This is a genomic window from Nocardiopsis halophila DSM 44494 (genome assembly GCF_000341245.1).
GTDB lineage: Bacteria > Actinomycetota > Actinomycetes > Streptosporangiales > Streptosporangiaceae > Nocardiopsis_A > Nocardiopsis_A halophila.
In genome coordinates this window covers 1-22,349 of record NZ_ANAD01000177.1, presented here as the reverse complement: position 1 = coordinate 22,349, position 22,349 = coordinate 1, and the positions used below count along the sequence as shown (strand labels likewise).

At 73.3% G+C, this 22,349-nt stretch carries 24 protein-coding genes; 5 read left to right on the top strand and 19 right to left on the bottom strand.

The genetic code is table 11. The features are described from left to right. Positions 1-371 precede the first annotated feature (371 nt). On the top strand, positions 372-941 hold the full coding sequence (locus tag D450_RS0120590; protein ID WP_017540541.1) for a Rossmann-fold NAD(P)-binding domain-containing protein: 570 nt from the start codon (positions 372-374) through the stop codon (positions 939-941). Positions 942-1,062: 121 nt separating this feature from the next. Here the strand turns inward: D450_RS0120590 and D450_RS0120585 are convergent, their stop codons facing one another. The 18 genes from D450_RS0120585 to D450_RS0120495 all read right to left on the bottom strand — a co-directional run bounded on the left by D450_RS0120585 (position 1,063) and on the right by D450_RS0120495 (position 18,693). Next, on the bottom strand, positions 1,063-1,581 hold the full coding sequence (locus D450_RS0120585) for a DUF523 domain-containing protein (RefSeq protein ID WP_017540540.1): 519 nt from the start codon (positions 1,579-1,581) through the stop codon (positions 1,063-1,065). 84 nt (positions 1,582-1,665) lie between these two features. Continuing rightward, on the bottom strand, positions 1,666-3,090 hold the full coding sequence (gene der, locus D450_RS0120580; protein ID WP_017540539.1) for a ribosome biogenesis GTPase Der: 1,425 nt from the start codon (positions 3,088-3,090) through the stop codon (positions 1,666-1,668). A gap of 108 nt (positions 3,091-3,198) precedes the next feature. Then, positions 3,199-3,945, bottom strand: a complete 747-nt coding sequence (gene cmk / locus D450_RS0120575) for a (d)CMP kinase (protein ID WP_017540538.1) — start codon at positions 3,943-3,945, stop codon at positions 3,199-3,201. A 135-nt stretch (positions 3,946-4,080) separates the two neighbouring features. Next, positions 4,081-5,163: a prephenate dehydrogenase gene (locus D450_RS0120570; RefSeq protein WP_017540537.1), complete on the bottom strand. Its 1,083-nt coding sequence runs from the start codon at positions 5,161-5,163 to the stop codon at positions 4,081-4,083. Positions 5,164-5,270: 107 nt separating this feature from the next. Next, positions 5,271-5,633 (bottom strand): chorismate mutase, encoded by a 363-nt coding sequence (gene aroH / locus D450_RS0120565; protein ID WP_026128672.1) that lies wholly within the window; start codon positions 5,631-5,633, stop codon positions 5,271-5,273. 232 nt (positions 5,634-5,865) lie between these two features. Beyond that, positions 5,866-7,410 (bottom strand): pseudouridine synthase, encoded by a 1,545-nt coding sequence (locus D450_RS32680; protein ID WP_083932721.1) that lies wholly within the window; start codon positions 7,408-7,410, stop codon positions 5,866-5,868. Next, positions 7,394-8,029, bottom strand: a complete 636-nt coding sequence (gene scpB / locus D450_RS0120550; RefSeq protein WP_017540533.1) for an SMC-Scp complex subunit ScpB — start codon at positions 8,027-8,029, stop codon at positions 7,394-7,396. Before scpB ends, D450_RS32680 begins: the two co-directional genes overlap by 17 nt. Beyond that, positions 8,026-8,877 carry a segregation and condensation protein A gene (locus tag D450_RS0120545; protein WP_017540532.1) on the bottom strand — a complete coding sequence of 284 codons (852 nt, stop codon included), beginning with the start codon at positions 8,875-8,877 and terminating at the stop codon, positions 8,026-8,028. The genes scpB and D450_RS0120545 overlap by 4 nt, the downstream gene beginning before the upstream one ends. Positions 8,878-8,917: 40 nt before the next feature. Beyond that, positions 8,918-9,448, bottom strand: coding sequence for a hypothetical protein (locus D450_RS0120540; RefSeq protein WP_026128671.1), 531 nt, complete (start codon positions 9,446-9,448; stop codon positions 8,918-8,920). Continuing rightward, positions 9,445-10,404: a ParA family protein gene (locus D450_RS0120535; protein ID WP_017540530.1), complete on the bottom strand. Its 960-nt coding sequence runs from the start codon at positions 10,402-10,404 to the stop codon at positions 9,445-9,447. Before D450_RS0120535 ends, D450_RS0120540 begins: the two co-directional genes overlap by 4 nt. Positions 10,405-10,602: 198 nt before the next feature. Continuing rightward, positions 10,603-11,580 (bottom strand): site-specific tyrosine recombinase XerD, encoded by a 978-nt coding sequence (locus D450_RS0120530; protein WP_017540529.1) that lies wholly within the window; start codon positions 11,578-11,580, stop codon positions 10,603-10,605. Between the two features lie 148 nt (positions 11,581-11,728). Next, positions 11,729-12,355 (bottom strand): NUDIX domain-containing protein, encoded by a 627-nt coding sequence (locus D450_RS0120525; protein WP_017540528.1) that lies wholly within the window; start codon positions 12,353-12,355, stop codon positions 11,729-11,731. Continuing rightward, a complete protein-coding gene (locus tag D450_RS0120520) occupies positions 12,355-14,001 on the bottom strand; it encodes a CTP synthase (RefSeq protein ID WP_017540527.1) in 1,647 nt (548 codons plus the stop codon). The genes D450_RS0120525 and D450_RS0120520 overlap by 1 nt, the downstream gene beginning before the upstream one ends. Positions 14,002-14,247: 246 nt before the next feature. Continuing rightward, positions 14,248-15,243 (bottom strand): GNAT family N-acetyltransferase, encoded by a 996-nt coding sequence (locus D450_RS0120515; protein WP_017540526.1) that lies wholly within the window; start codon positions 15,241-15,243, stop codon positions 14,248-14,250. Positions 15,244-15,732: 489 nt separating this feature from the next. Further along, the gene (locus tag D450_RS0120510; protein WP_017540525.1) at positions 15,733-16,266 is read right to left on the bottom strand and encodes an NUDIX domain-containing protein; all 534 of its coding nucleotides are present in this window, start codon (positions 16,264-16,266) and stop codon (positions 15,733-15,735) included. A gap of 42 nt (positions 16,267-16,308) precedes the next feature. Next, on the bottom strand, positions 16,309-17,199 hold the full coding sequence (locus D450_RS30760; protein ID WP_017540524.1) for a hypothetical protein: 891 nt from the start codon (positions 17,197-17,199) through the stop codon (positions 16,309-16,311). 262 nt (positions 17,200-17,461) lie between these two features. Further along, a complete protein-coding gene (locus D450_RS0120500; protein WP_017540523.1) occupies positions 17,462-17,956 on the bottom strand; it encodes an NUDIX domain-containing protein in 495 nt (164 codons plus the stop codon). After that, positions 17,953-18,693: a helix-turn-helix domain-containing protein gene (locus D450_RS0120495; protein WP_017540522.1), complete on the bottom strand. Its 741-nt coding sequence runs from the start codon at positions 18,691-18,693 to the stop codon at positions 17,953-17,955. The genes D450_RS0120500 and D450_RS0120495 overlap by 4 nt, the downstream gene beginning before the upstream one ends. Before the next feature lie 173 nt (positions 18,694-18,866). Between D450_RS0120495 and D450_RS0120490 the strand changes: the two genes are divergently transcribed. The 4 genes from D450_RS0120490 (at position 18,867) to D450_RS0120480 (ending at position 20,259) form a co-directional block, all read left to right on the top strand. Further along, positions 18,867-19,118, top strand: coding sequence for a hypothetical protein (locus D450_RS0120490; protein WP_017540521.1), 252 nt, complete (start codon positions 18,867-18,869; stop codon positions 19,116-19,118). Then, the gene (locus D450_RS34835; RefSeq protein WP_017540520.1) at positions 19,115-19,306 is read left to right on the top strand and encodes a hypothetical protein; all 192 of its coding nucleotides are present in this window, start codon (positions 19,115-19,117) and stop codon (positions 19,304-19,306) included. Before D450_RS0120490 ends, D450_RS34835 begins: the two co-directional genes overlap by 4 nt. A 21-nt stretch (positions 19,307-19,327) precedes the next feature. Further along, the gene (locus D450_RS34830) at positions 19,328-19,465 is read left to right on the top strand and encodes a hypothetical protein (RefSeq protein WP_241483226.1); all 138 of its coding nucleotides are present in this window, start codon (positions 19,328-19,330) and stop codon (positions 19,463-19,465) included. Between the two features lie 260 nt (positions 19,466-19,725). Further along, on the top strand, positions 19,726-20,259 hold the full coding sequence (locus tag D450_RS0120480; protein WP_017540519.1) for an NUDIX domain-containing protein: 534 nt from the start codon (positions 19,726-19,728) through the stop codon (positions 20,257-20,259). Positions 20,260-20,687: 428 nt separating this feature from the next. Here the strand turns inward: D450_RS0120480 and uvrB are convergent. After that, positions 20,688-22,349 (bottom strand): excinuclease ABC subunit UvrB (gene uvrB, locus D450_RS0120475; protein ID WP_017540518.1); only part of this gene is annotated, 1,662 nt, incomplete at its 5' end.

Here is a 22,349-nt window from a genome sequence, read left to right as displayed (position 1 = left end):
GCGGCAACGACGGCCCGGCAGGTGCCCCGCTCACGGGCTCTGGCCGGGCGGCGGGCCGCCTGGGGTCGGGGTGGTCGGCGGCGGGGAGAGGCGGGTGCTTCCCCGGGCCTGCTTGCCGGGCGGCGGGTCCGGGATGGTCCGGTATCGGATCACGCGCGGCGCCGTCAGGGCCGTCAACGGGCCCCTCAGGCAGGCCGCGTTGTTGATCTCGGGGAAGTCGGCCTTGTACCGGCCGGTACAAGGCCGACTTCCCCGAGATCAACAACGGAGAGGGCGCGCACCAGGGGGACGTGCCCGCTGAATCACCGGGGTCTCCTGCCGGCGCACTCGGGCCCGGCGCGCCCCGAATCGTCCACCTTTCCTCCGCAGGCGTGAAGGACTGCTCCGACGGCCGGCCCGCCCCCGCCGTCCAGACCGATCCCGTCAACCGCAGGCACGCGGCCGTCGAAAGGGAGGTCGAGGGCGCCGGGGTCCCGTGGACCGCCGTGCGGGCGAGAGGGCTGGCCTCCTCACTGCTCGGCTGGGCCCCGGAGATCCGTCGGCACGGAACGGTGCGCGATGCCTTCCCCCGCGCCTCCCGCGCGCTGTTGGACGAACGCGATGCCGCGGAGGTGGCCGTCCGCGCCCTCATCGGGGACGGCCACGACGGGGCCCGGCACGTGCTCTCCGGCCCCCGGCCGCTGACGACCGAGGAGCAGGCGGCGATCATCGGGCGGGCCGTCGGCCGGCCGATCCGGCTCCTGGTCCCCTCGCGAGGGGAGGTCATCGAGGAGATGGCATCCGAGGGCTGGGAACGGGCCGCGGCGGAGCAGATGCTCGACGCCTATGCGCGAATGTCAGAGGCGCCTGGGGCGGTCACCGACACGGTCGAGCGCGTCACCGGCTCGCCGGCCAGGAGCCTGGACCAATGGGCGCGCTACCACGCCGACGACTTCCGCTGACCCACTGCCGAGCTCCGGGCAGGGAACGGGACGCTACGCGCGTGGTGTCATCCCGCCGACGAGGTCCCGGCGAGTCTGCGCGGCAACACGCCCGCCGGAGCGCTCTGCGAAGCGACGGCGCTCAGAGGAAGGGGACCTCCGGCTCTCTTGCCTCCAGATCCTTCAGGAAGGAATCGGCGGCGTCCAGCTCCTCCTCGGTGAACACAGGGATGCCGCTGTCCGAGAGCAGATAGGACGTCACCCCTTGGCCGGGAACCTTCGCGCCCGAGAAGGAGCCGTCGTAGACGGCCCGGCTGCCGCAGCTGGGGCTGCCGTCCTTCAACACCGCCAGGCGCACCCCCTGGCTCCGGGCTGTCTCCAGTGCAGCGCGCGCTCCGGCCACGAAGTGGTCGGTGACGTCCGCCCCCTCCGGGGTGACGATCGCGGCCGCGCCGTCCAGCACCGCCTCGGCCCCCGCCGCACCGGCGATCTCCGCCGGAGGGCGCGGCACCGGGAGCCCGCCCGCGATCTCCGGGCAGTGCGGGACCAGACGCCGCTCGGCCCGCCAGCGCTCCAGCACCGGATGCTCCGACGTCTTCGCCCCGCCGTCGTAGCGCACCTTGCGCCCCATCAGGCAGGCGCTCACCAGCACCTTGTACACGGCCGACCTCGATTTCCCGCGCTCTGCGGCGCGATCGGATCCGGGGACGCGCGCGGGGGCGGCCGATCGGCCGCCCCCGCGCGCTCAGCGCCGCCAGTCGGGACGGACGCTGCCCTTGGAGGCCTTGCCCCCGCCCTTCTTCTCACGGATGCGCATGCTGACCTTGACCGGACTGCCCTCGAACCCGAAGTCCTCACGCAGGCGGCGCTCGATGAACCGCCGGTAGTTGTCCTCGAGGAAGCCGGTGGTGAACAGCACGAAGTGCGGCGGCCGGACGTCGGCCTGGGTGGCGAAGAGGATCTTGGGCTGCCGGCCGCCCCGCACCGGCGGCGGCGTCGCCGCGACCAGCTCCTTGAGCCAGCTGTTCAGCCGCCCGGTCGGGATCCGCGCGTCCCACGAGGCCAGGCCGGTCTCGATCGCCGGCACCAGCTTCTCCATGTGACGCCCGGTCTTGGCCGAGATGTTCACCCGGGGCGCCCAGGAGACCCGCGACAGCTGCCGGTCGATCTCCTTCTCCAGGTAGTAGCGGCGGTCCTCGTCGAGGGTGTCCCACTTGTTGAAGGCCAGCACCATCGCCCGGCCCGACTCCATGACCTGCTCGACCACGCGGATGTCCTGCTCGGCCAGCGGCTCGGAGACGTCCATCAGCACCACCGCGACCTCGGCGCGGTCCAGCGCCGCGGACGTGCGCATGGTGGCGTAGTAGTCGGCGCCCTGCAGCCGGCGGAAGCGGCGCCGGATGCCCGCGGTGTCGATGAACTTCCAGGTGGTCCCGCCCAGCTCGATCAGCTCGTCGACGGCGTCGCGGGTGGTGCCGGCCATCGGGTCGACCACCACCCGGTCCTCCCCCGCCAGCCGGTTGAGCAGGCTGGACTTGCCGACGTTGGGGCGGCCCAGCAGGGCGATGCGGCGCGGCCCCTCCTCCGGGGCGGGCTCGGCCGCCTCGTGCTCGCCGGGGAAGTGCGCGGCGACCGCGTCCAGCAGGTCGCCGGTGCCGCGCCCGTGCAGCGCCGACACCGCGACCGGCTCGCCCACGCCGAGGTTCCACAGCTCCATGGCCTCGGCCTCCTGGGCCGGGCCGTCCACCTTGTTGGCGGCCAGCACCACCGGCTTGCGGGTGGTGCGCAGCACCCGGGTGACCGCCGCGTCGGCGTCGGTGACCCCGACCGTGGCGTCCACCACGAAGAGCACCACGTCGGCGGCCTGGGCCGCGTACTCGGCCTGCCGGGCGACGCTGGCGGCCATGCCCTCGGCGTCGGTCTCCCACCCACCGGTGTCGACGAGGGTGAAGGGCCGCCCCAGCCAGGAGGCGTCGTAGGCCACCCGGTCCCGGGTCACGCCCGGAACGTCCTCCACGACCGCCTCACGGCGCCCCAGCACCCTGTTGACCAGGGACGACTTTCCGACGTTGGGCCGTCCGACGACGGCGACGACCGGCAGGACCTCCGCCTGTTCGCCCTCGGCGGCCGCGGCGGCCGCCTCGTCCGTGGCACGGCTGTTCTCGCTCATGGGTTCTCCGAACTCTCCCGGTTCCGTCTCCCCGCGCGCCCGGGACGCGTGCCGCGGGGGTGGTCGTCGTGCATGCGGTGCGCCCGGCCCCGGGGCCGGGCGCCTCCGCTACTGTGCGGCGGCCTGCGCCTGCGCGCCCTGCTCCGCCTCGTCGGCCAGGCCGACGACGATGTCGATGACCTCCTGCAGGCCCAGCCCGCTGGTCTCCAGCTCCAGGGCGTCCTCGGTCTGCGTGAGCGGTGAGGACTCCCGCGAGGAGTCCAAGCGGTCGCGCAGGGCCAGCGCGCGCCTGGTGGCCTCGACGTCGTCGGTGCGCACCTCCTTGCTGCGGCGCTCCGCACGCGCCTCCGCGCTGGCCGTCAGGTAGATCTTCACGGCGGCGTCGGGGGCCACCACTGTGGTGATGTCGCGCCCCTCGACGACGATTCCGCCCGACTCGCGCCGTGCCCGCGCGATCGTGTCGCGCTGCATGGCCACGAGCCGCTCACGCACCGCCGGCACGGCGCTGACGGCGCTGACGCTGGAGGTGACCTCCTGCGTCCTGATCGCCTGGGCCACGTCCGCGCCGTCCACCTGGACGGTGGGGGCCGACGGATCGGTGCCCATGGTGATGTCCGGCCGCGACGCGGCGGCGGCGACGGCCTCCGCGTCGGAAACGTCGACCCGGTGGTGCATCATCCACCAGGTCATGGCGCGGTACATCGCCCCTGTGTCGAGATACTCGAAGCCGCGCGCGGCGGCCACGCCCTTGGAGGTGCTGGACTTGCCCGACCCCGACGGGCCGTCGATGGCGATCACCATGCCCGTCCCGGCCGCGCCCTCGGCGCCCGCTCCGGCGTTGCCCTGCGCGCTCACGTCGGTTCTCTCCCCAGGGGTTCGGTTCCATCTCATCTCAACGAAACAGGTTACAGCCGCGGTCCCCCTGTTCCGCCCTGTCGACGGAGCCGCCGGGCCCGGCGGACCGCCTCCCCCGGGGCGCGCCGCGGCGCCTCAGACGTGCACGGACCAGCCGCGCGCGCGGAGCGCCGCGACCAGGCCGTCGGCCGTCTCGGGAAGGACCGACAGCTGCGCCAGCCCCAGCGGCTGGCCCGGCGAGTGGTCCATGCGCACGTCCTCGATGTTGACGCCGGCCTCGCCCACCTCCGAGAACAGGCGGCCCAGGGCGCCGGGCTCGTCCGGGAGCACCACCGGCACCTCGGTGTAGCGGGGGACGGCCGGCGAGGGCTCCCCGTGCTTGCCGGGGATCCGGTCGCGGCCCTCCACCCCGCGCCGCAGCAGGTCGCGCACGCCCTCCAGGCCGGCGCCGCCCTCCTGGCGCAGGAGGTCCGCCGCCGCCGACAGGTCGCCGGCCACGGCCTCCAGCACCTGGGCCACCGGCTCCGGGTTGCCGCCGAGGATCTCGGTCCACAGCCCCGGGTCCCCTCCGGCGATCCGGGTGACGTCGCGCACGCCCTGCCCGGCCAGCCGCAGCGCCTGGGGGTCGGCGCCCACCAGCCGCGCGGCCACCGCCGAGGAGGCCAGGTGGGGGGCGTGCGAGACCAGCGCCACCGCGCGGTCGTGCGCGGAGGCGTCCATCACGACCGGGTCGGCCCCGCACAGCCGGGCCAGCTCGGTGACGGCCTCCACCGCCTTGGCGGCGGCCGCGGGGGTCGGGCACAGCGCCCAGGAGCGGCCCTCGAACAGGTGGGAGCGGGCGGCGCCGGGACCGCTCTTCTCCCGGCCGCCCATGGGGTGGCCGGGCACGAAGGACGCCATGTCGCAGCCGGCCCGCTCCGCCTCCCCGGCCACCCGCGCCTTGACGCTGGCGGCGTCGGTGTAGACGTGGGCCAGGTCGCGGCGCTGGGCCTGCAGCAGGGCGGCGGGCACGGCGGCCGGGGGCGCGGCGACCACGGCGACGTCGGCGGGCGGCCCGGGGTCGGCCCCCAGCTCCTCGCCGGCGCCCATGTCGCGGGCGATGCGCAGGGTGCGCGGGTCGGGGTCGTCCAGGTGGACCCGCACGCCCCGCCCACGCAGGGCCAGCGCGACCGAGGTGCCGATCAGCCCGGTCCCGATGACCACGACGCGGTCGATCATGGGTGTGCGCTTCCCCTCCGTCGTTCGGTGGGCCCGCAGGTCAGGGCCGCACACTCAGCCTACCGGGCGGCGCGCGCCCGGGGCCGCGGCGGCCGCGCGGGCACGGGTCACTGGGCGATGTCCAGGCGCAGGGCCTGGGCGCCGCGCAGGTAGACGTGGTGCAGCTCGGAGCGGGGGCGGCCGGTCTCCACGTGCGCCATGAGCCGGACCACCCGCGGCATGCCGTGCGGGACGGCGATCTCGCTCGCGCACATCAGGGGCACGTCGGAGAAGCCCACCTTGCGCGCGGCCAGCGCGGGGAACTCGGAGGTGAGGTCGGTGGTGGCGGTGAAGAGCACGCTGATCACGTCGTCGGGCGACAGGCCGTTGCGGCGCATCACCTCCGACACCAGCTCGGCGGTCGCCTCGATGACGAGCTCGCGCTCGTCGGCGTCGACCTGAACCGCACCACGGATCGCTCGCACTGCCACTGTGGCCTCGTCCCTCTCCTGCTCCTCCGGCGGCGCCTGGGCCCCTCGGCCCCGGAACCGCGTCTGCCCGACCCAACTGTGCACCATCGGGCGCCCCTGCGGGTAACCGACGTCCCACCAGGTGAGCGGGAGGTCCCGAGTCCCCCGGCGTTGGGGCGGGCGACATGCGAGCGCCGCGGGGTGGAGTCCACCCCGCGGCGCTCCCGGGTCCGCGGCTACGGACGGGCGGGGGTCACATGCCCGCGGCCGTGTACAGCTCGCTCACCTCGCGCGCGGTCAGGGCGCGCATGGTGCCCGTCTTGAGGGTGCCCAGGCCGACCGGCCCCACCTGGGTGCGGGCCAGATCGCTCACCGGGGAGTCGACCGCCTCCATCAGGCGCCGCACGATGTGCTTGCGCCCCTCGTGCAGGCGGATCTCCACCAGCGCCTTGGGCTCGTGGTTCTCCACCACCCGGAAGGAGTCCACCTGGACGGGCCCGTCCTCCAGCTCCACGCCCTTGCGGACGGCGCGCACGACCTCGCGCGGCACCGGGCCCGGCACCTTCGCCACGTAGGTCTTGACGACCTTGTAGCGGGGGTGGGTGAGCCGGTTGGCCAGCTCGCCGTCGTTGGTGAGCAGGATCAGGCCCTCGGTCTCGGTGTCCAGCCGCCCCACGTGGAACAGGCGCTCCTCGGTCTGCCCGGCGTAGTCGGACAGCGTCGGACGCCCCTCGGGGTCCCACATGGTGCTGACCACGCCCCGCGGCTTGTTCAGGGCGAAGTACAGCCGGTCGGGCGCGGTGTTGACGAGCATGCCGTCGACGCGGATCTCCGAGGACTCGGGGTCCACGCGGGCCCCGAAGCGGCGCACCACCTGGCCGTCGACACTGACCCTGCCCTCTGCGATCAGCTCCTCGCTGGCCCTGCGGCTGGCCACCCCGGCCTGGGCCAGGGCCTTCTGCAGCCGGATGCCGCCGGGCACGCCCTCGTAGGAGTCGCGCTCCTCGTCGGGGACGCGGTCCTCGTCGGCCGGGTCGAACTCGGAGCGGAGCGCCTTCAGGCGGGCACGGGCCCGGTGGGAGAGATCACGCTCGGAGCCTCCCGACGAGCGGGGCTTCTGCGGCGCACGGCCGCCGTCGCCGCGCGCGGGGCCTCCCTTTCCTCCCGGGCGCCCGGTGCGGTCGCCGCGGTCCGTGCGGTCGGAGCGTCCGGCACGTTCGGGGCGTCCTCCGCGCTCAGGGCGGCCCCCGCCTTCGGGGCGCCCGGAACGCTCAGGACGGTCGGGGCGGCCCGATCGGTCCTGGCGGCCGCCGCGCTCCTGGCGCGCCGAGTCCTGGCGATCCGAACGCTCAGGACGGCCCGCGCGCTCCGGGCGGCCGGAGCGCTCCTTGCGCTCGGGCCCACCGCGGTCGGAGCCGCCGTAGGCCCCGCGTCCGCCCTCGCGCCGGTCCGCCCGGCCCGTTCCAGGACGTCCTCCGCGCCCGGAGCGCTCTGAGCGCTCGGACCGCTGAGACCGTTCGGACCGCTCGTCGAAGCGGCGGCCCTCACGGCCTTCACGCCCTTCAGGGCGGCGGCCCTCACGCCTCTCGGCGCCCCGGTCGTCGCGCCGGTCGCCACCGCGACCCTCACGCCCGGACCGGGGCTCGGACCGGTGCTCAGTGCGCCGGCCTTCGCGGCGCTGGGAACGTTCGTACTTGTCGTCGCCGCGCTCACCGCGCGGTGCCCGGCCGCGCTCACCGCGCGCTCCGGAGGAGTCCCGGCCACCGCGGGACCTGTCGTTCTTACGTGGTGTGTTCACCGGTTTCGTCAATACCTTCGATGTCGTCAGGCAGGAACGGGGCCAGATCCGGAAGATCGTCGAGGCTCAGCAGGCCCAGACGTTCGAGGAAGTAACTGGTCGTGCGGTACAGGTGCGCCCCGGACTCGGGGTCCTGGCCCGCTTCCTCGATGAGCCCTCGCAGTACGAGGGTACGCATAACCCCGTCGCAGTTCACACCGCGGACCGCGGAGACCCTTCCCCGGGAGACCGGCTGCCGGTAGGCGACCACCGCGAGCGTCTCCAGCGCCGCCTGCGTCAGCCGGACCTCCTGGCCCTCCTTCAAGAACCGCTCGACGACCTCTGCGCATTCCGGACGGGTGTAGATCCGCCAGCCCTCGGCGACTTGACGCAGGTCGAACCCGCGTCCCTGGTCGGTGTACTCCCGGGAGAGCTCCTCAAGGGCGCCGGCCACATCGTCCAGCGTCCGACCGAGCCCGCGCGCCAGGTCGAAGGCGGGCACCGGCTGGTCCACCACCATGAGCACCGCCTCGAGGTCGCGCCGCAGCAGCGGGTCGGCCTCCCGCGCCCGTGCCTCGGCCGTTCCCTCCTCGGCCGCCTGTGCCCCGGCCGCCTCAGCGGTGTCCTGTCCCGCGGTCACCCGCGCTCCCCTCCGCCGTCCGCCCCGTCCCCGGGGCCGGCGTCCTCGTACTCGTCGCTCACGTCCACCTCGCCGACGGTGTCACCGGTCCAGCGCACCAGCAGCTCGCCCAGCGGCTCGGGCTGGTCGAAGCCCACATTGGCCGCCCGGTACAGCTCCAGCAGCGCAAGGAAGCGGGCGACCACCTCGAAGGTACCCTCGCACTCGGCCGTCAGCTCGGCGAACGTCAGTTCCCCGGCCGCGCGCAGCGCCTCCACCACCTGGGCCCCCTGCTCGCGCACCGAGGTCTTGGGCTGGTGGATGTGGGTCACCGGGACGCTCGGCGGCTCCTTCGGGGTGAACACCCGGGCCGCCAGCGCGGCGAACTCCTGCGGGCCCAGCTTGAGCATGACGTCCGGCCGCGCCTCGGCGAAGCGCGGCTCCAGCGCCACCGCGCGCGCGAACCGGCGCCCCTGGGCGGAGAAGCGCTCTTCGAGCAGCGCGGCGACCTGCTTGTAGGCCCGGTACTGCAGCAGCCGGGCGAACAGCAGGTCCCGCGCCTCCAGGAGCGCCAGGTCCTCTTCGTCCTCCACGTCCCCCCGTGGCAGCAGCCGCGCCGCCTTCAGGTCCAGCAGCGTGGCCGCCACCAGCAGGAAGTGGCTCGCCTGGTCAAGGTCGAAGGAGTCCTCGTGCGCCTTGATGTAGGCGATGAACTCGTCGGTGACCTTGGACAGGGCGACCTCGGTGATGTCCAGCTTGTGCTTGGAGATCAGCCCGAGGAGGAGGTCGAACGGCCCCTCGAAGTTGTCCAGGTGCACCAGGAAGCCGCCGTCGCCGGCGGCCTCCTCCTCGGTGCGCTCTTCGGTCATCCCTCTAGAGTGGCACCGCCGCGGCGGTGCCCGTCCCGTCTCAGCCGGTCAGCCGCCGCACGAGCACGCTCTCGCCGCCGTTCTCGTCGAAGTCGGCGAGCAGCACCGCCACGGCCTCGCGCACGATGCGCCCGCGGTCGGCGGCCAGGCCGTGCTCGGCCCGCAGCGTCAGCCGGGCCTGCTCCAGCGCGAGCAGCTCCGGCGCCGAGATGTACACGGTGATCTTCTCGTCGTGGCGCTGCCGCCCGCTGGGCCGGGGCGCCTTCTTCGGCGCCGCCGGCGCGCCCGCGGGCGCCTCGGCGGCCGCCTGCCCGCCGCCGTCCCGGTCCGCTCCACCCGTCTCGGCGCTCCCGGCACCGGCGCCGCCCACGTCGGCACGACCCGCATCGACACTTTCCGCCACCGGGTCACTACTCTGCGGAGTCGACGAACGCCGCACAGAACCCCCGGAGACCGTGTCGTCGGCCCCCGTCGCCGGTGCGGGGGGTCCCCCCGCGCGGTCGGGTGCAGGCTCTGGGGCGGGCGGCTCGGACGACCGGAAGAACAGTTCGTCCGCACCGGGCAGCGTCACACGGCGTGATCGCTGTTTGCCCACCGGGCCAGCACCTCCTTCGCAAGATCGCGATAGGCGGACGCACCCGCCGACGAGGTGTCGAAGCGGGTGATCGGCTCCCCGGCCACCGTGGCGTCGGGGAAGCGGACGGTCCGGTTGATCACCGTGCCGTACACCTTGTCCCCGAAGCCCTCCACGATGGTGGAGAGCACCTCGCGCGCGTGCAGCGTGCGCGGGTCGTACATGGTGCCCAGGAACCCGTCGATGACCAGGTCTTCGTTCAGGCGCTCCTGCACCTTCTCGATGGTGTCCATCAGCAGCGCCACACCGCGCAGCGCGAAGAACTCGCACTCCAGCGGCACCACCACGCCGTCGGCGGCGGTGAGCGCGTTGACGGTGAGCAGGCCCAGCGACGGCTGGCAGTCGATGAGCACGACGTCGTAGTCGTCCATCACCGGTCTCAGCGCGCGCGCCAGCATCTGCTCACGGGCGACCTCGCCGACCAGCTGCACCTCGGCGGCCGACAGGTCGATGTTGCTCGGGATCAGGTCCAGCCCGTCCACGTCCGTCTTGAGCAGCACGTCCTCGACCGTGACGTCGCGCTGCATCAGCAGGTTGTAGACGGTCAGGTCCAGCTCGCGCGGGTCCAGTCGGCCCAGGCCGACCGACAGCGCGCCCTGCGGGTCGAAGTCGACGAGCAGCACCCGCCGCCCGAACTCGGCGATCGCCGCCCCGAGGTTGATGGTGGTCGTGGTCTTGCCGACCCCGCCCTTCTGGTTGCACAGTGCCACGATCCGGGCCGGACCGTGGCGGTCCAGCGGCTCCGGATCCGGAAAGCTCGGCTTCGCTCTCTTGGTCTGCAGTTCGTCCCCCGTGCTGCGCGGTTCCCCCCACGGGCTGCTCGCCGCCGCGCCCTGCATCTCGTCGTCGATGGGGGCTCCCGCCTCCGCATCGTCGTATCGCGACCAGCTCACAACCCTTTGACCTCCCTACGGACCGGCTGCCCGGGCCCGGTGGGCCCGCCTCGCGGCCGGCCGTCGGAAACAACTCGCCATGTCGACAGCGGCCTACCGTCGTGCGGCGACTCTAGAACGTCCGCACGGGGTGATTCAACGCGACACTCTACGCGCCCAGGACCCCCGTGTGCCGCACTTGTCGGACACGGAATCCCGTCAGCGGCGGGCCCTGGGATGCCCGGCCGCGTACACTTCGCGCAGCCGGTCGACGGTCACGAGCGTGTACACCTGAGTGGTGCTGACCGAGGCGTGCCCCAGCAGCTCCTGCACCACGCGCACGTCCGCGCCCCCATCGATGAGGTGGGTGGCGAAGGAGTGCCGCAGGGTGTGCGGGGAGACGTCGCGCAGCCCCGCGCGCTCGGCGGCCGCCCGGAGCACCGCCCAGGCGCCCTGCCGGGTCAGCCGCCCCCCGCGCGCGTTGAGGAACAGGGCCGAGGCGCCCCGGCCCGATGCGGCCAGCGCGGGCCGGCCCCGCACCAGGTAGGCCTGGACCGCCTCCCGGGCGAACCGGCCCACCGGCACCATGCGCTCCTTGCCGCCCTTGCCCCGGAAGCGCACCACCCCGCCGTCCTCGACACCGGGCGGGGCCGGACCGGTCACGTCGTCCACGTCCAGCCCGACCGCCTCGGAGATGCGGGCGCCCGTGCCGTAGAGCAGTTCGAGCAGGGCACGGTCGCGCAGCGCGCGCGGGTCGCCCTCTCCCCCGGCCGCCGCCAGCAGGGCCTCGATGTCCTCCAGCGGGACCGCCTTGGGCAGCCGCCGCATGGGTCGGGGAGGGCTCACCTCCGCGGCGGGGTCGGCGGGGGCCAGCCCCTCCCGGAAAGCGAAGCGGTGCAGGCCCCGGACCGCCACCACGGCCCGGCCCGCCGAATTCCCGCCGAGCGGGGGATGGTCCTCGTCCCCCTCGCGCAGCGCGCGCAGGAACGCCGACACGTCCTCGGCCCCCACCTCGGCCAGCGACCCCAGGCCCCGCGCATCCAGGTGGAGCACGTACCGTCGCAGGTCGCGCCTGTAGGAGGCGAGGGTGTTGGCCGCCAGCCCGCGCTCGACGGCCAGGTGGTCGAGATAGGTACCCACCGCAGCGGCGGCTTCACTCCGGTCCGCCCTGGTCCCGTGCTCGGCGCTCGTCGTCATCACCCGGCTCCCCGCGTTTCCGGGACAGATGATGCCATAGGGGCGCGCCTCAGGCCCGAAGGGCACGCGAGCGCCGGTGCCGCGGCCCCGTACGGGGCCGCGGCACCGGCGTCGTGCGTCGTCGACGCGCCGCCCGGGGCGGCTCCGGCTACAGCGCCGGGCGCAGCGAGGCGAACCCGTCGCGCTCGGCGGCGGCCGCCGCCAGCAGGCCCACCACCGAGGCGCCGTTGCGCACCCGGCCCTCGGCCACCGCGCGCACCGCCTCCTCCAGCGGCACCCACTCGGGCCGCAGGTCGGCCTCCTCGTGCACCCGCTGGAACGTCTGCTCGGCCGCGGGGACCGGGCTCACGCCGCGCCCCAGGAACACCTGGATGCGCTCGGTGGAGAAGCCCGGCGAGGGATAGAAGTCGGCCAGCTCGAACCAGCGCTCGGCGCGGTGCCCGGCCTCCTCCTCCAGCTCGCGCGCGGCGGTGCGGACCGGGGCCTCGCCCTCCTCGTCGCGCACCCCCGCCGGCAGCTCCCACAGCCGCTCGCCCACCGCGTGCCGGTACTGGTGCACCAGCAGCACCCGGCCGGCCTCGTCCAGAGCCAGCGCCGCCGCCGCACCCGGGTGCACCAGGTACTCGCGGGCGACCTCCTCGGGGCCGTCGGCACCGGGCAGCACCAGCCGGTCCACGTGCACCCGCGTCTTGGCGCCCCGGAAGGGCACCTCGCGCGCCACGGTCGCGCGGTCCTCGGGCAGGTCGGCGAGCTTGTCGCCCCAGGAGGCGGCCATCAGGCGCGCGCCTCAGCCGAGCGCTTGAGGGCGGCCGCCACCAGGCCGGAGAACAGCGGGTGCGGGCGGGTCGGCCGGGAGCGCAGCTCCGGGTGGGCCTGGGTGGCCACGAAGAAGGGGTGCTCCTCCTGCGGCAGCTCGGCGTACTCCACCAGGCGGCCGTCGGGCGACAGGCCCGAGAAGACCAGGCCGGCCTCCTCCAGCCGGCCCCGGTAGGCGTTGTTGACCTCGAAGCGGTGCCGGTGGCGCTCGGAGACCCGCGCCTTGCCGTACACCTGGCGCACCAGCGACCCCTCGGCCAGGTCGGCCGGGTACAGGCCCAGCCGCATGGTGCCGCCCATGTCGCGATCGCCGGAGATCACGTCGGCCTGGTCGGCCATGGTCGCGATGACCTGCTCGCCGGCCTTGTCGTCGAACTCGGCGCTGTTGGCGCCCTCGATCCCGGCGACGGTGCGCGCGTACTCGACCACCATGCACTGCAGGCCCAGGCAGATGCCCAGCAGCGGGATGCGGTTCTCCCGGGCGTGGCGGATCGCGCCCAGCTTGCCCTCGATGCCGCGCACGCCGAAGCCGCCCGGCACCAGGACCCCGTCCACGCCCTCCAGCTCCCGGCGGGCGCCCTCGGGGGTCTGGCAGTCGTCGCTGGCCACCCAGCGGATGTTGACCCGGGTGTCCTCGCCGAAGCCGCCGGCGCGCAGCGCCTCGGTGACCGACAGGTAGGCGTCGGGCAGGTCGATGTACTTGCCGACCAGGGCGATGGTGACCTCGTTGGCGGGGTTGTGCACCCGGCCCAGCAGGTCGTCCCACTCGCTCCAGTCCACGTCCCGGAAGGCCAGGCCCAGGCGGCGGACCACGTAGGCGTCCAGGCCCTCGCGGTGCACGACCTTGGGGATGTCGTAGATGGAGGGGGCGTCGGGGCAGGAGATCACGCCGCCCTCGTCCACGTCGCACATGAGGCTGATCTTGGACTTCATGGCGTCGGGGATGGGGCGGTCCGACCGGCACACCAGCCCGTCGGGCTGGATGCCGATGTTGCGCAGCGCCGCCACCGAGTGCTGGGTGGGCTTGGTCTTGAGCTCACCGGAGGGCGCCAGGTAGGGCACCAGGGACACGTGCAGGAAGAAGCAGTTGTCCCGGCCGATCTCGTGGCGGATCTGGCGCACCGCCTCCAGGAACGGCAGCGACTCGATGTCGCCGACGGTGCCGCCGATCTCGGTGATCACCACGTCGACGCCGGCGGACTCCATCGCGTAGATGCGCGCCTTGATCTCGTTGGTGATGTGCGGGATCACCTGGACGGTGTCGCCCAGGTAGGCGCCCTGGCGCTCCTTGGCGATCACGCTGGAGTAGATCTGGCCGGTGGTGACGTTGGCCGTCCCCGACAGCTCGGTGTCGAGGAAGCGCTCGTAGTGGCCGATGTCGAGGTCGGTCTCCGCCCCGTCGTCGGTGACGAACACCTCTCCGTGCTGGAAGGGGTTCATCGTCCCGGGGTCGACGTTCAGGTAGGGGTCCAGCTTCTGCATGGTGACCCGCAGACCGCGCGACTTCAGCAGCCGGCCGAGACTGGACGCGGTCAGGCCCTTGCCGAGGCTTGAGGCGACGCCGCCGGTGACGAAGAGGTGTTTAGTGCTCGCGGCGGATGCCAAGTGTTGCTCCCGTGGTCGAATGGCTGCGGAGCGCCCGAACGAGGACGGGCGACCGTGCGGCGCCCTCGCGGTCCCGGCGGTCTTCCGCTCCGGGCCTCGGACTCCACGGGCCACCAGGATAACAGGCCCCGACCCGCCCGACGGCACGGTCGCGTCCCGGCGGGGCGCATCCGCGCCCGTCAGCGGGGCGGCGCCGGCCACCGGGCCGATCCGCACGCCGCCTGCGCGGGGCCCGCCGAGGCGGAATCAGCGCATGGCCACGGCCGGACGCGCCTCCCAGGTGGTCCACAGCGGGCGGTACCCCACCCGGGCCCAGAAGGGGGTGGACAGCGGGTTCATCAGGGAGTGGTCCAGCAGCGCCACCTCGGCCCCGCTGCTGTCCAGGGCCTGGTGCGCCTGCTCCACCAGCGCCGTGCCGATGCCCCGGCCGCGCTCCCCCTCGGTGACGATGCCGTAGCCGATGTGCGCCGCCGAGGCCGCCGCCACCAGCGGGCCGGTCCACCGCGCCCGCTGCGGGGGCGTGGCCCACACCAGGCCCACCAGCCGGCCCCGGCGCTCGGCCACCCAGATCCAGGAGGGGCGGCGGTTCAGCGCCGCCGTCAGCACACCGCGGGTCTGCTCGGGCGTCTCCGGCTGCACGAACACCCCGCCGAAGCGCTCCTCGTAGCGGTGCTGCTCCATCAGCAGCGCCACCGCCGGGGTCAGGTCCTGGCGGTCGGCCATCCGGATCGCCACGTCGCGCGGCGGCAGCGACGGCGGCACCCCGCGTCCGCGCGGGCGGACCGAGAGCACGCTGTAGGGCTGCAGACCGTGCCGCTGCAGCGGGGCGATGCCGCACACGTCGCGGGAGGGCCAGGTCAGCAGGGCCGAGGACTCCCCTCCGGTCCCGCCGGGCTGGGCCTCCAACTGCTCCTTCCAACTGGTCAGCAGCGAGTCCAGGGCCCGCTCGGGCTCGGGGCCGCCGACCACCGGGGTGAGCCAGTGCTGGTCGGGCATCCCCCAGGTGCGGCCCACCTCGCCCGGCTGGTACCAGGAGTAGCGCATGGTGCCGGCGGCCACGGTCCGGCCCGCCTCGTCGCTGACGGTCAGCAGGGTGTCCCCGGCGCGGCGCGGACGCGGCGGCGCGGGCAGCAGGGGGTCGACCGCGGCCCAGCGCAGCGCGGCCGACTCGGCCAGCGCCTCGTACGCGCTCCCGCGCCCGGGCAGGTCGCCGCGGCGCACGCGCGCGACATAGCCGCTCATCCTCCACCCTCCCTGACCGCCGGCCGCCTCCGCGGGGCCTCGCACAGTGAGACCTCCCGGACGCGGCCCGTGTCCTTACGGAACGTGCACCGGGTGGTGACGGACCGTCGTCCGCCGACCGCGACGAGTCTAGCGCCCGACCACGGACGTACCGGGCAGAACGCCGAATACCGTTACCTATCCGATTCGATGCAATCCCGTTTCGGATATTTCCCGTCAGACGCCACCGTACTCGACACCACGACGACCGGATCCGGCGGCACCCGCTCAACAGGGGGATTTCCCACTCCTTTCACAGCGCGGACACCACCCCGGAGAGGCGGGCCCGTCCCCACGGGCGTGAGGCTCGTGCTGGGACAAGCCGGAACCGTGGAAACGGGTCCTCCCGCCCGAGAAGTGATTGAGGCCCCCAGGCCCCGCCCCGCGGGGGCCTGGTGCCCAACGCGCCACAAGGGTCCCGCCCAGGCAGCGGCGGAACCCTGACCCGTGTCAGCTCGGGCGGCCCGCCCCGTACAAGTACAGGAGCGCCGTCATCGACGTCCCCGAAACGATCTTGCGCCCGGCCACCAGCTTCGGCACATCGGCCAGCGGCACCCACTCGATGCGCTCGGCCTCCCAGTCCTCAGCCGGGTCCCCGACGTGCTCGGCGGTGTCGGCGAAGAAGATGTGGTGCTCAGAGTCGGAGATGCCCGGGGTGGGCTGGACGTACACCAGCGGGCGCAACGGGCCCGGCCTCCACCCGGTCTCCTCCTCGACCTCCCGGGCCGCCGCGGCCTCGGCCGTCTCGCCGTCGTGAATGCCGCCGATCGGGACCTCATAGCCCCAGGTGTCGGGGATGAAGCGGTGCCGCCACTCCAACAGCACCTCTCCGGCGTCGTTCAGCACGACCGCGCCGGCCCCCGGTCCAGTGCGCATCACCCGGTGCTGAAGATGCCGACCGCCCGTGATCTCCACATCCGCGACCCGGATGTCCAGCCACTGGTTCCGGTAAAGCTCTTCCTCGGAGTGGACGGTCCAGCGCACGGCTACTCCCCAGCATCGTCGACAGGTAACGCGGCCACCCAATCACAGGCCCAGCCGCAGCTCCTCTTCGCACCGCTCGGCGAAGTCCCGCACCTCCGGCTCCGACGACCGGCCGACCAACACGCTCCGCACCGACCGCACCCGATCGTGCAACCTGCCCGACTCCATACCGCGCACCCGCTCCAGCATCGCCCTGGCAGGCGGCAGCGCCTCATCCACCCGCCCGTCCTGCGCGCGGATCATCGCCAACCCGGCATGGCGGTGCACCTGGCCACGCAGATGCGCCCCTTCGGCCGTGCGCACCGCCTCCCACGCGTACTCCTCCGCCGCGCTCAGATCGCCGAGCCGGCGCAGCGCCTCGGCATGCTGGGTCTGCACCAGGCCGTCCTGCACATAGCTCGTCTCCGTGGGCTCCTCGTCGCGGCGGATGTGACCGGCCGCGGTCTCGGCGCGGGTCATCTGCCCGTGGCAGGCCTGGTGGTCGCCCAGACGGGCGTAGGCGCGGGCCTGCATGGTGCACAGGTCGGAGACCAGGGCCGGGGTCAGGTCGCCGCGGGCGGCCCGCAGCGCCGTCTCGCAGTACTGGATCACCAGCCGGTACTCGGCGGCGGCCATGGCCTGGTTCGCCAGCAGGGCCACGACGTACCCGCCGAAGCGCCGGTCACCGCTCGCCTTGGCCATGCGCAGCGCCGCAAGGAAGTACCGCTGCGCCAGGGCCTGACGGGAGGCGTCGTAGGCGCAGATCCCGGCCAGAGCGGTGAGGGACCCTGCGGTGCGGCGCAGAGGGCGTCCGGTCTCGTCGGAGTAGGCGCCGGAGAGTGCCGGGGCGACCTGGTCGGCGAGGAACCTCGTGAGGCGCGGGCGGACCGGTATGCCGCCGGCCCGCCGGTACATCTCTTCGTAGCGCTGGCGGGCGGTGTGCAGGCGGGCCACGTCGCCAGTGCCGACTGCTGCTGTGCCTCGACGGGAGACATCGGAGTCTCCCGGGGGGTTCTCCCACTCGAACAGCCACGGGCGTGGGGCTCGCGGCGCGTCGCGGGGGTTCGACGGGCTGCTCGACGGTCCATCCCCACGCGCGTGGGGCTCGCGCCGGGACACGCCGGAACCGCGGAAACGCCCCCTCCCGCCCGAGAGATGATTGAGGCCCCCAGAACACCAGGCCCCCGCGGGGGCCTTCGTCGTGTCCGCGGTCGCCTCACGCGATGTAAGGCTCTCCGCCCGACAGCCCGTGATCGATGCGCAACCGCAGCGCCGGTGCCACCGGGTAGCCCTCGATCTCCCCCGGGGCCACCCACCGCACCTCCATCGCCTCCTCCGGCTCGGGGGTGACCTGACCGCCGACCACACGGCCGCGCACGCAAATGTTGATGGGCTGGCGCACCTCGTCGAGCCTGTCGCCGTGCCAATAGGCGATCACGTGATCCGGAGTGGAGAACACCCCGACCAGGCCCACGATCTCGATGTCGAGCCCGGTCTCCTCTCGGCACTCGCGCACCGCGGCCTGCCCCACGGACTCGCCCTTTTTCACCGCACCGGTGGGGATGGTCCACAACTCGTTGTCCACTCGTTTGAGCAGCAGCACCCGCCCGGCCTCGTCCTGCACGAACGCCGACGCCGAGGTCTTGCGCGACGTCGGCTTCGGGGCCTGGGGGTCCTGCCAGTGGTCGACGCGCCTGGACGCCTTGCTCACGTCTCCTCCGTTCCCCCGAGCGGGCGGGCCGAGGCCCACACCCGCTCGTAGCTCTCCACGTAGGTATGGAAGTACGCGCCGTCCATCCTGCGGAAGTGCATCACCGGGGTGTGCGCGGCGAGAATGCCGTACACGTGCGCGTTGACCAGCAGCTCGTCGTCGAACCGGTAGATGCTGTTGTACAGCGGGGTGTCGTGCAGGCGGATCTCCACTTCCGGCGGCATCTGCTGCTGGTAGTAGGCCGTCACCGCCGCCACCCGCCCGGCCACCCCTCCCCCGATCTGATACTCGGAGTCGCGCGCCGCGAGCTGCGCCCCATCGGGGTCGCCCAGCAGCAGCCGCACCCGCGCCCCTGCCCGGGCCTTGGCCGCCAACGTAGGCATCCAGTCGGCGTGCTCCTCGGTGAGCCACAGGCCGGCGTAGGCGAGCAGGCACACGTCACGCTCGGCCGCGCGCAGCAGCTCGGTCCACAGATGGCGCGGCACGTCCGAGCGGCGGGGGTAGGCGGCGACCAGCTCGGCCCCGGCCAGGGAGGCGCCGTCGACGGCGCCGGGCCACAGGTATGACTCGTCCTCCTGCAGGATCGCGGCGACCCGGTAGCGGGTGCGCGGGTGGGGGGTCGATCCGGCGATCCACCGCTCCACCGATTTGGTGGAGACGCCCGACGCTTCGGCGAGCCCGCCGATGTCGAGGCCGGACCGGTGGATCGCTCGGCGAAGTCGTTCGTTCACCGGCATGGGCCCATCGTGGCACTTTCGGACACCTTGCGTCAGAGGCTTGGCCGCTAGATGTCGGTAGATGTCTCGCAGTGTCGATGCGGTGTCCGTGGCCTGGTCCGGATCATGGCGTGCAAAGGCCCCGGCCTGCACTGGCCCCGGGGCGCGGCCCCGGCTCTACGGAAGCTGACGACATGAAGCAGACTCCCCCCGCCCTCTCCGCGGATGAAGACGAGAGGCTGCGGCGCGACTTCCCCCGCTGGCGGGTGTGGCGAGCGAAGCGCCCCGACGGGACCCCGGGAATGTGGATGGCCAACCCCCCGCCCGAGCGCACTGACCTGACGCCCACTCTCATGGCCGAGACCGCCGACGGGCTCCGCGTGCAGATGGCCGCCCCCGGCCCCCGGTACGGGCGGCCGGTGCCCCAGCAGGCAGGCCCCCAGTGAGCGGGTGGCGCCTCGGACAGAAGCGCAGCCCCTCCGGCCATGCGACCTGGAAACGCGCCACGCGCCCCCACCCCGAGGCCCCCGGGCACACCCAGGAGGTCGTCGGACGCACCGTCGGCGAGCTGGAGGCCGCCCTGGCCGTCCACGACCACCTCGACCGACTCCGCGAGGCCTACGGGCACACGTGAGCGATCGGCGCGGACGAGGTCATGCCCACCTGGCGCATCCGCTGGGTCTGGGCCCAGCCCCGCGCGCCAGGAGTACCCACCCCACCGCCGATGGACACCCCGGCCGAGCTGGAGACGGTGCTGGCCGCCCGAACCGTCCAGGAGGAGGCGGCCCCATGAACCCGTCCTACGCGCCGCACCTACTGCACACCGGCGCAGGCACCCCCACCCCCAGTGACCGCCCGGCCGGGAAGAGCGGTGCGCGTCCCGTCCACTGATCCATCCCCGCAGGCGTGGGGCCTACGCTGGGACAAGCCGGAACCATGGAAACGAATCCTCCCGCCCGAGAGGCAGTTGAGGCCCCCCAGGACACCAGGCCCCCGCCCGTGCGGGGCCTTCGTCGTGCGACCGGGCCGGGCCGCGCCTCCTAGGGTGTCGCTGTGACTGACACCCGATGGACCATCCACGGCGAGAAGCTCGTCGACGAGAACCGCCACATCCGCCTCACGACGGTCGACGTCGAACTCCCCGACGGCGTGAAATTCACCCAGTACGTCGCCAAGCTTCCGCCTGCTGCGATGACCCTGGTCATGAACGAGGGCAGCCAAGTGCTGCTGATGTACCGGCACCGGTTCATCGTGGACCGGTGGGTGTGGGAGCTGCCCGGCGGCTACGTCGACCACGCCGAGGACATCGCCGCCGCGGCCGCCCGGGAGGTCGAGGAGGAGACCGGGTGGCTCCCCCGCAGCATGGAGCACCTGGTGACGTTCCAGCCCGCCATCGGCTCGATCGACCAGCCCCAGATCATCTACCTCGGCCGAGAACCCGTGCATACCGACACCGCCCCTGACATCAACGAAGCCCAGCGCGTTGCCTGGTTCGCCCTGGACGAAGCGATAGCGATGATCGACCGCGGTGAGATCGTGGGCGCCTCCACCGTCGTCGCCCTCTACCGGGCGCTCACCCTGCGGTGACCGCGGCGGCGCAGTGTCGACGAGGTCCATCCCCACGGGCGTGGGGCTCGCCCGGCGATCGTGTCCATCCGGGTCTCGAGGCCCGGTCCATCCCCACGGGCGTGGGGCTCGCGCGGCCGACCTCCTGCGCGAGGTGGCCATCGCCGGTCCATCCCCACGGGCGTGGGGCTCGCACTTTTCGACCTGCGAGAACTCAGGGCGTTACCATTTCTTTGTCAAAAACCAGCCCCCGACAAGGGGCACCTGTAGTCAGTTGACTACTTTCCGCATGCGCCGCTCCCTCGTCCTCCCTCAGGGGCAGGCCGTTCATCGGATTCACCCTCCACGCCGCGGTGCTCTTCCGGATTCATCCAGCAGACGGGCCCCCAGTGCGGCGGACCAGGCGTACGCACGCCCGGCCGCGCCGACCTCAGGGCGGCCGCCTCGGCTCACTCCACGCCGGCAGCGTCCATGCCGCGCAGCTCGCGCTTGAGTTCCTTGATCTCGTCGCGCAGGCGCGCCGCCAGCTCGAACTGCAGGTCCGCGGCGGCCTGGTGCATCTGCTCGTCCAGCTGCTCGATGAGCGAGGCCAGCTCCGCCCGCGGCATCTGCGACACGTCCGCGCGCCCCTCGCCGCCCGCCGTCGGGGTCGGCGTCTTGCGGTACCCGGACCCGATCAGCTCCTGGGTGTCCACGTCCTCCCGGGCCAGCGAGTCGAGGATGTCGGCGATCTGCTTGCGCAGCGGCTGCGGGTCGATCCCGTGCTCGTCGTTGTAGGCCAGCTGCTTGGCCCGGCGCCGGTTGGTCTCGTCGATGGCGCGCCGCATGGAGTCGGTGACGGTGTCGGCGTACATGTGCACCTGCCCCGCCACGTTCCGGGCCGCGCGGCCGATCGTCTGGATCAGCGAGGTCTCCGAGCGCAGGAACCCCTCCTTGTCGGCGTCCAGGATCGCCACCAGGGACACCTCGGGCAGGTCCAGGCCCTCCCGCAGCAGGTTGATGCCGACCAGCACGTCGAACTCGCCGGCCCGCAGCTCGCGCAGCAGCTCCACCCGGCGCAGCGTGTCCACCTCGCTGTGCAGGTAGCGCACCCGGATGTCCAGCTCGGCGAAGTAGTCGGTGAGGTCCTCGGCCATCTTCTTGGTCAGCGTGGTCACCAGCACCCGCTCCTGGCGCCCGGCCCGCTCCTGGATCTCGTGCACCAGGTCGTCGATCTGGCCGTCGGTGGGCTTGACCACCACCTCGGGGTCGACCAGCCCGGTCGGGCGGATCACCTGCTCGACCACGTCGCCGCCGCTCTGGCGCAGCTCGTAGGGGCCCGGGGTGGCAGACAGGTACACCGTCTGCCCGATCCGCTCCAGGAACTCTTCCCACTTCAGCGGGCGGTTGTCCATCGCCGAGGGCAGCCGGAACCCGTGGTCGACCAGGGTGCGCTTGCGCGCCGCGTCGCCCTCGTACATCGCGCCGATCTGCGGCACGGTCACGTGCGACTCGTCGACGACCAGCAGGAAGTCCTCGGGGAAGTAGTCCAGCAGGGTGTTGGGGGCGCTGCCGGGGTCGCGGCCGTCGAAGTGCCGCGAGTAGTTCTCCACACCCGAGCAGCTGCCGACCTGGCGCAGCATCTCGATGTCGTAGGTGGTGCGCATCCGCAGCCGCTGCGCCTCCAGCAGCTTGCCCTGGGCCTCCAGCTCCGAGAGCCGCTCGGACAGCTCGGCCTCGATCTGGCCGACCGCCCGCTCCAGCCGCTCGGGCCCGGCCACGTAGTGCGAGGCCGGGAAGAGGAAGACCTCCTCGTCCTCGCCCAGCACCTCCCCGGTCAGCGGGTGCAACGTCAGCAGGCGCTCGACCTCGTCGCCGAACATCTCGATGCGCACCGCCAGCTCCTCGTACACCGGGATGATCTCCACGGTGTCGCCCCGCACCCGGAAGGTGCCGCGGGTGAACGCGGTGTCGTTGCGGGTGTACTGCATCTCCACCAGCCGGCGCAGCAGCTCGTCCCGGTCGATCTCCATGCCGACCTGGAGCCGCGCCATCCGGTCCACGTACTCCTGCGGGGTGCCCAGGCCGTAGATGCACGACACCGACGCCACCACCACGGTGTCGCGGCGGGG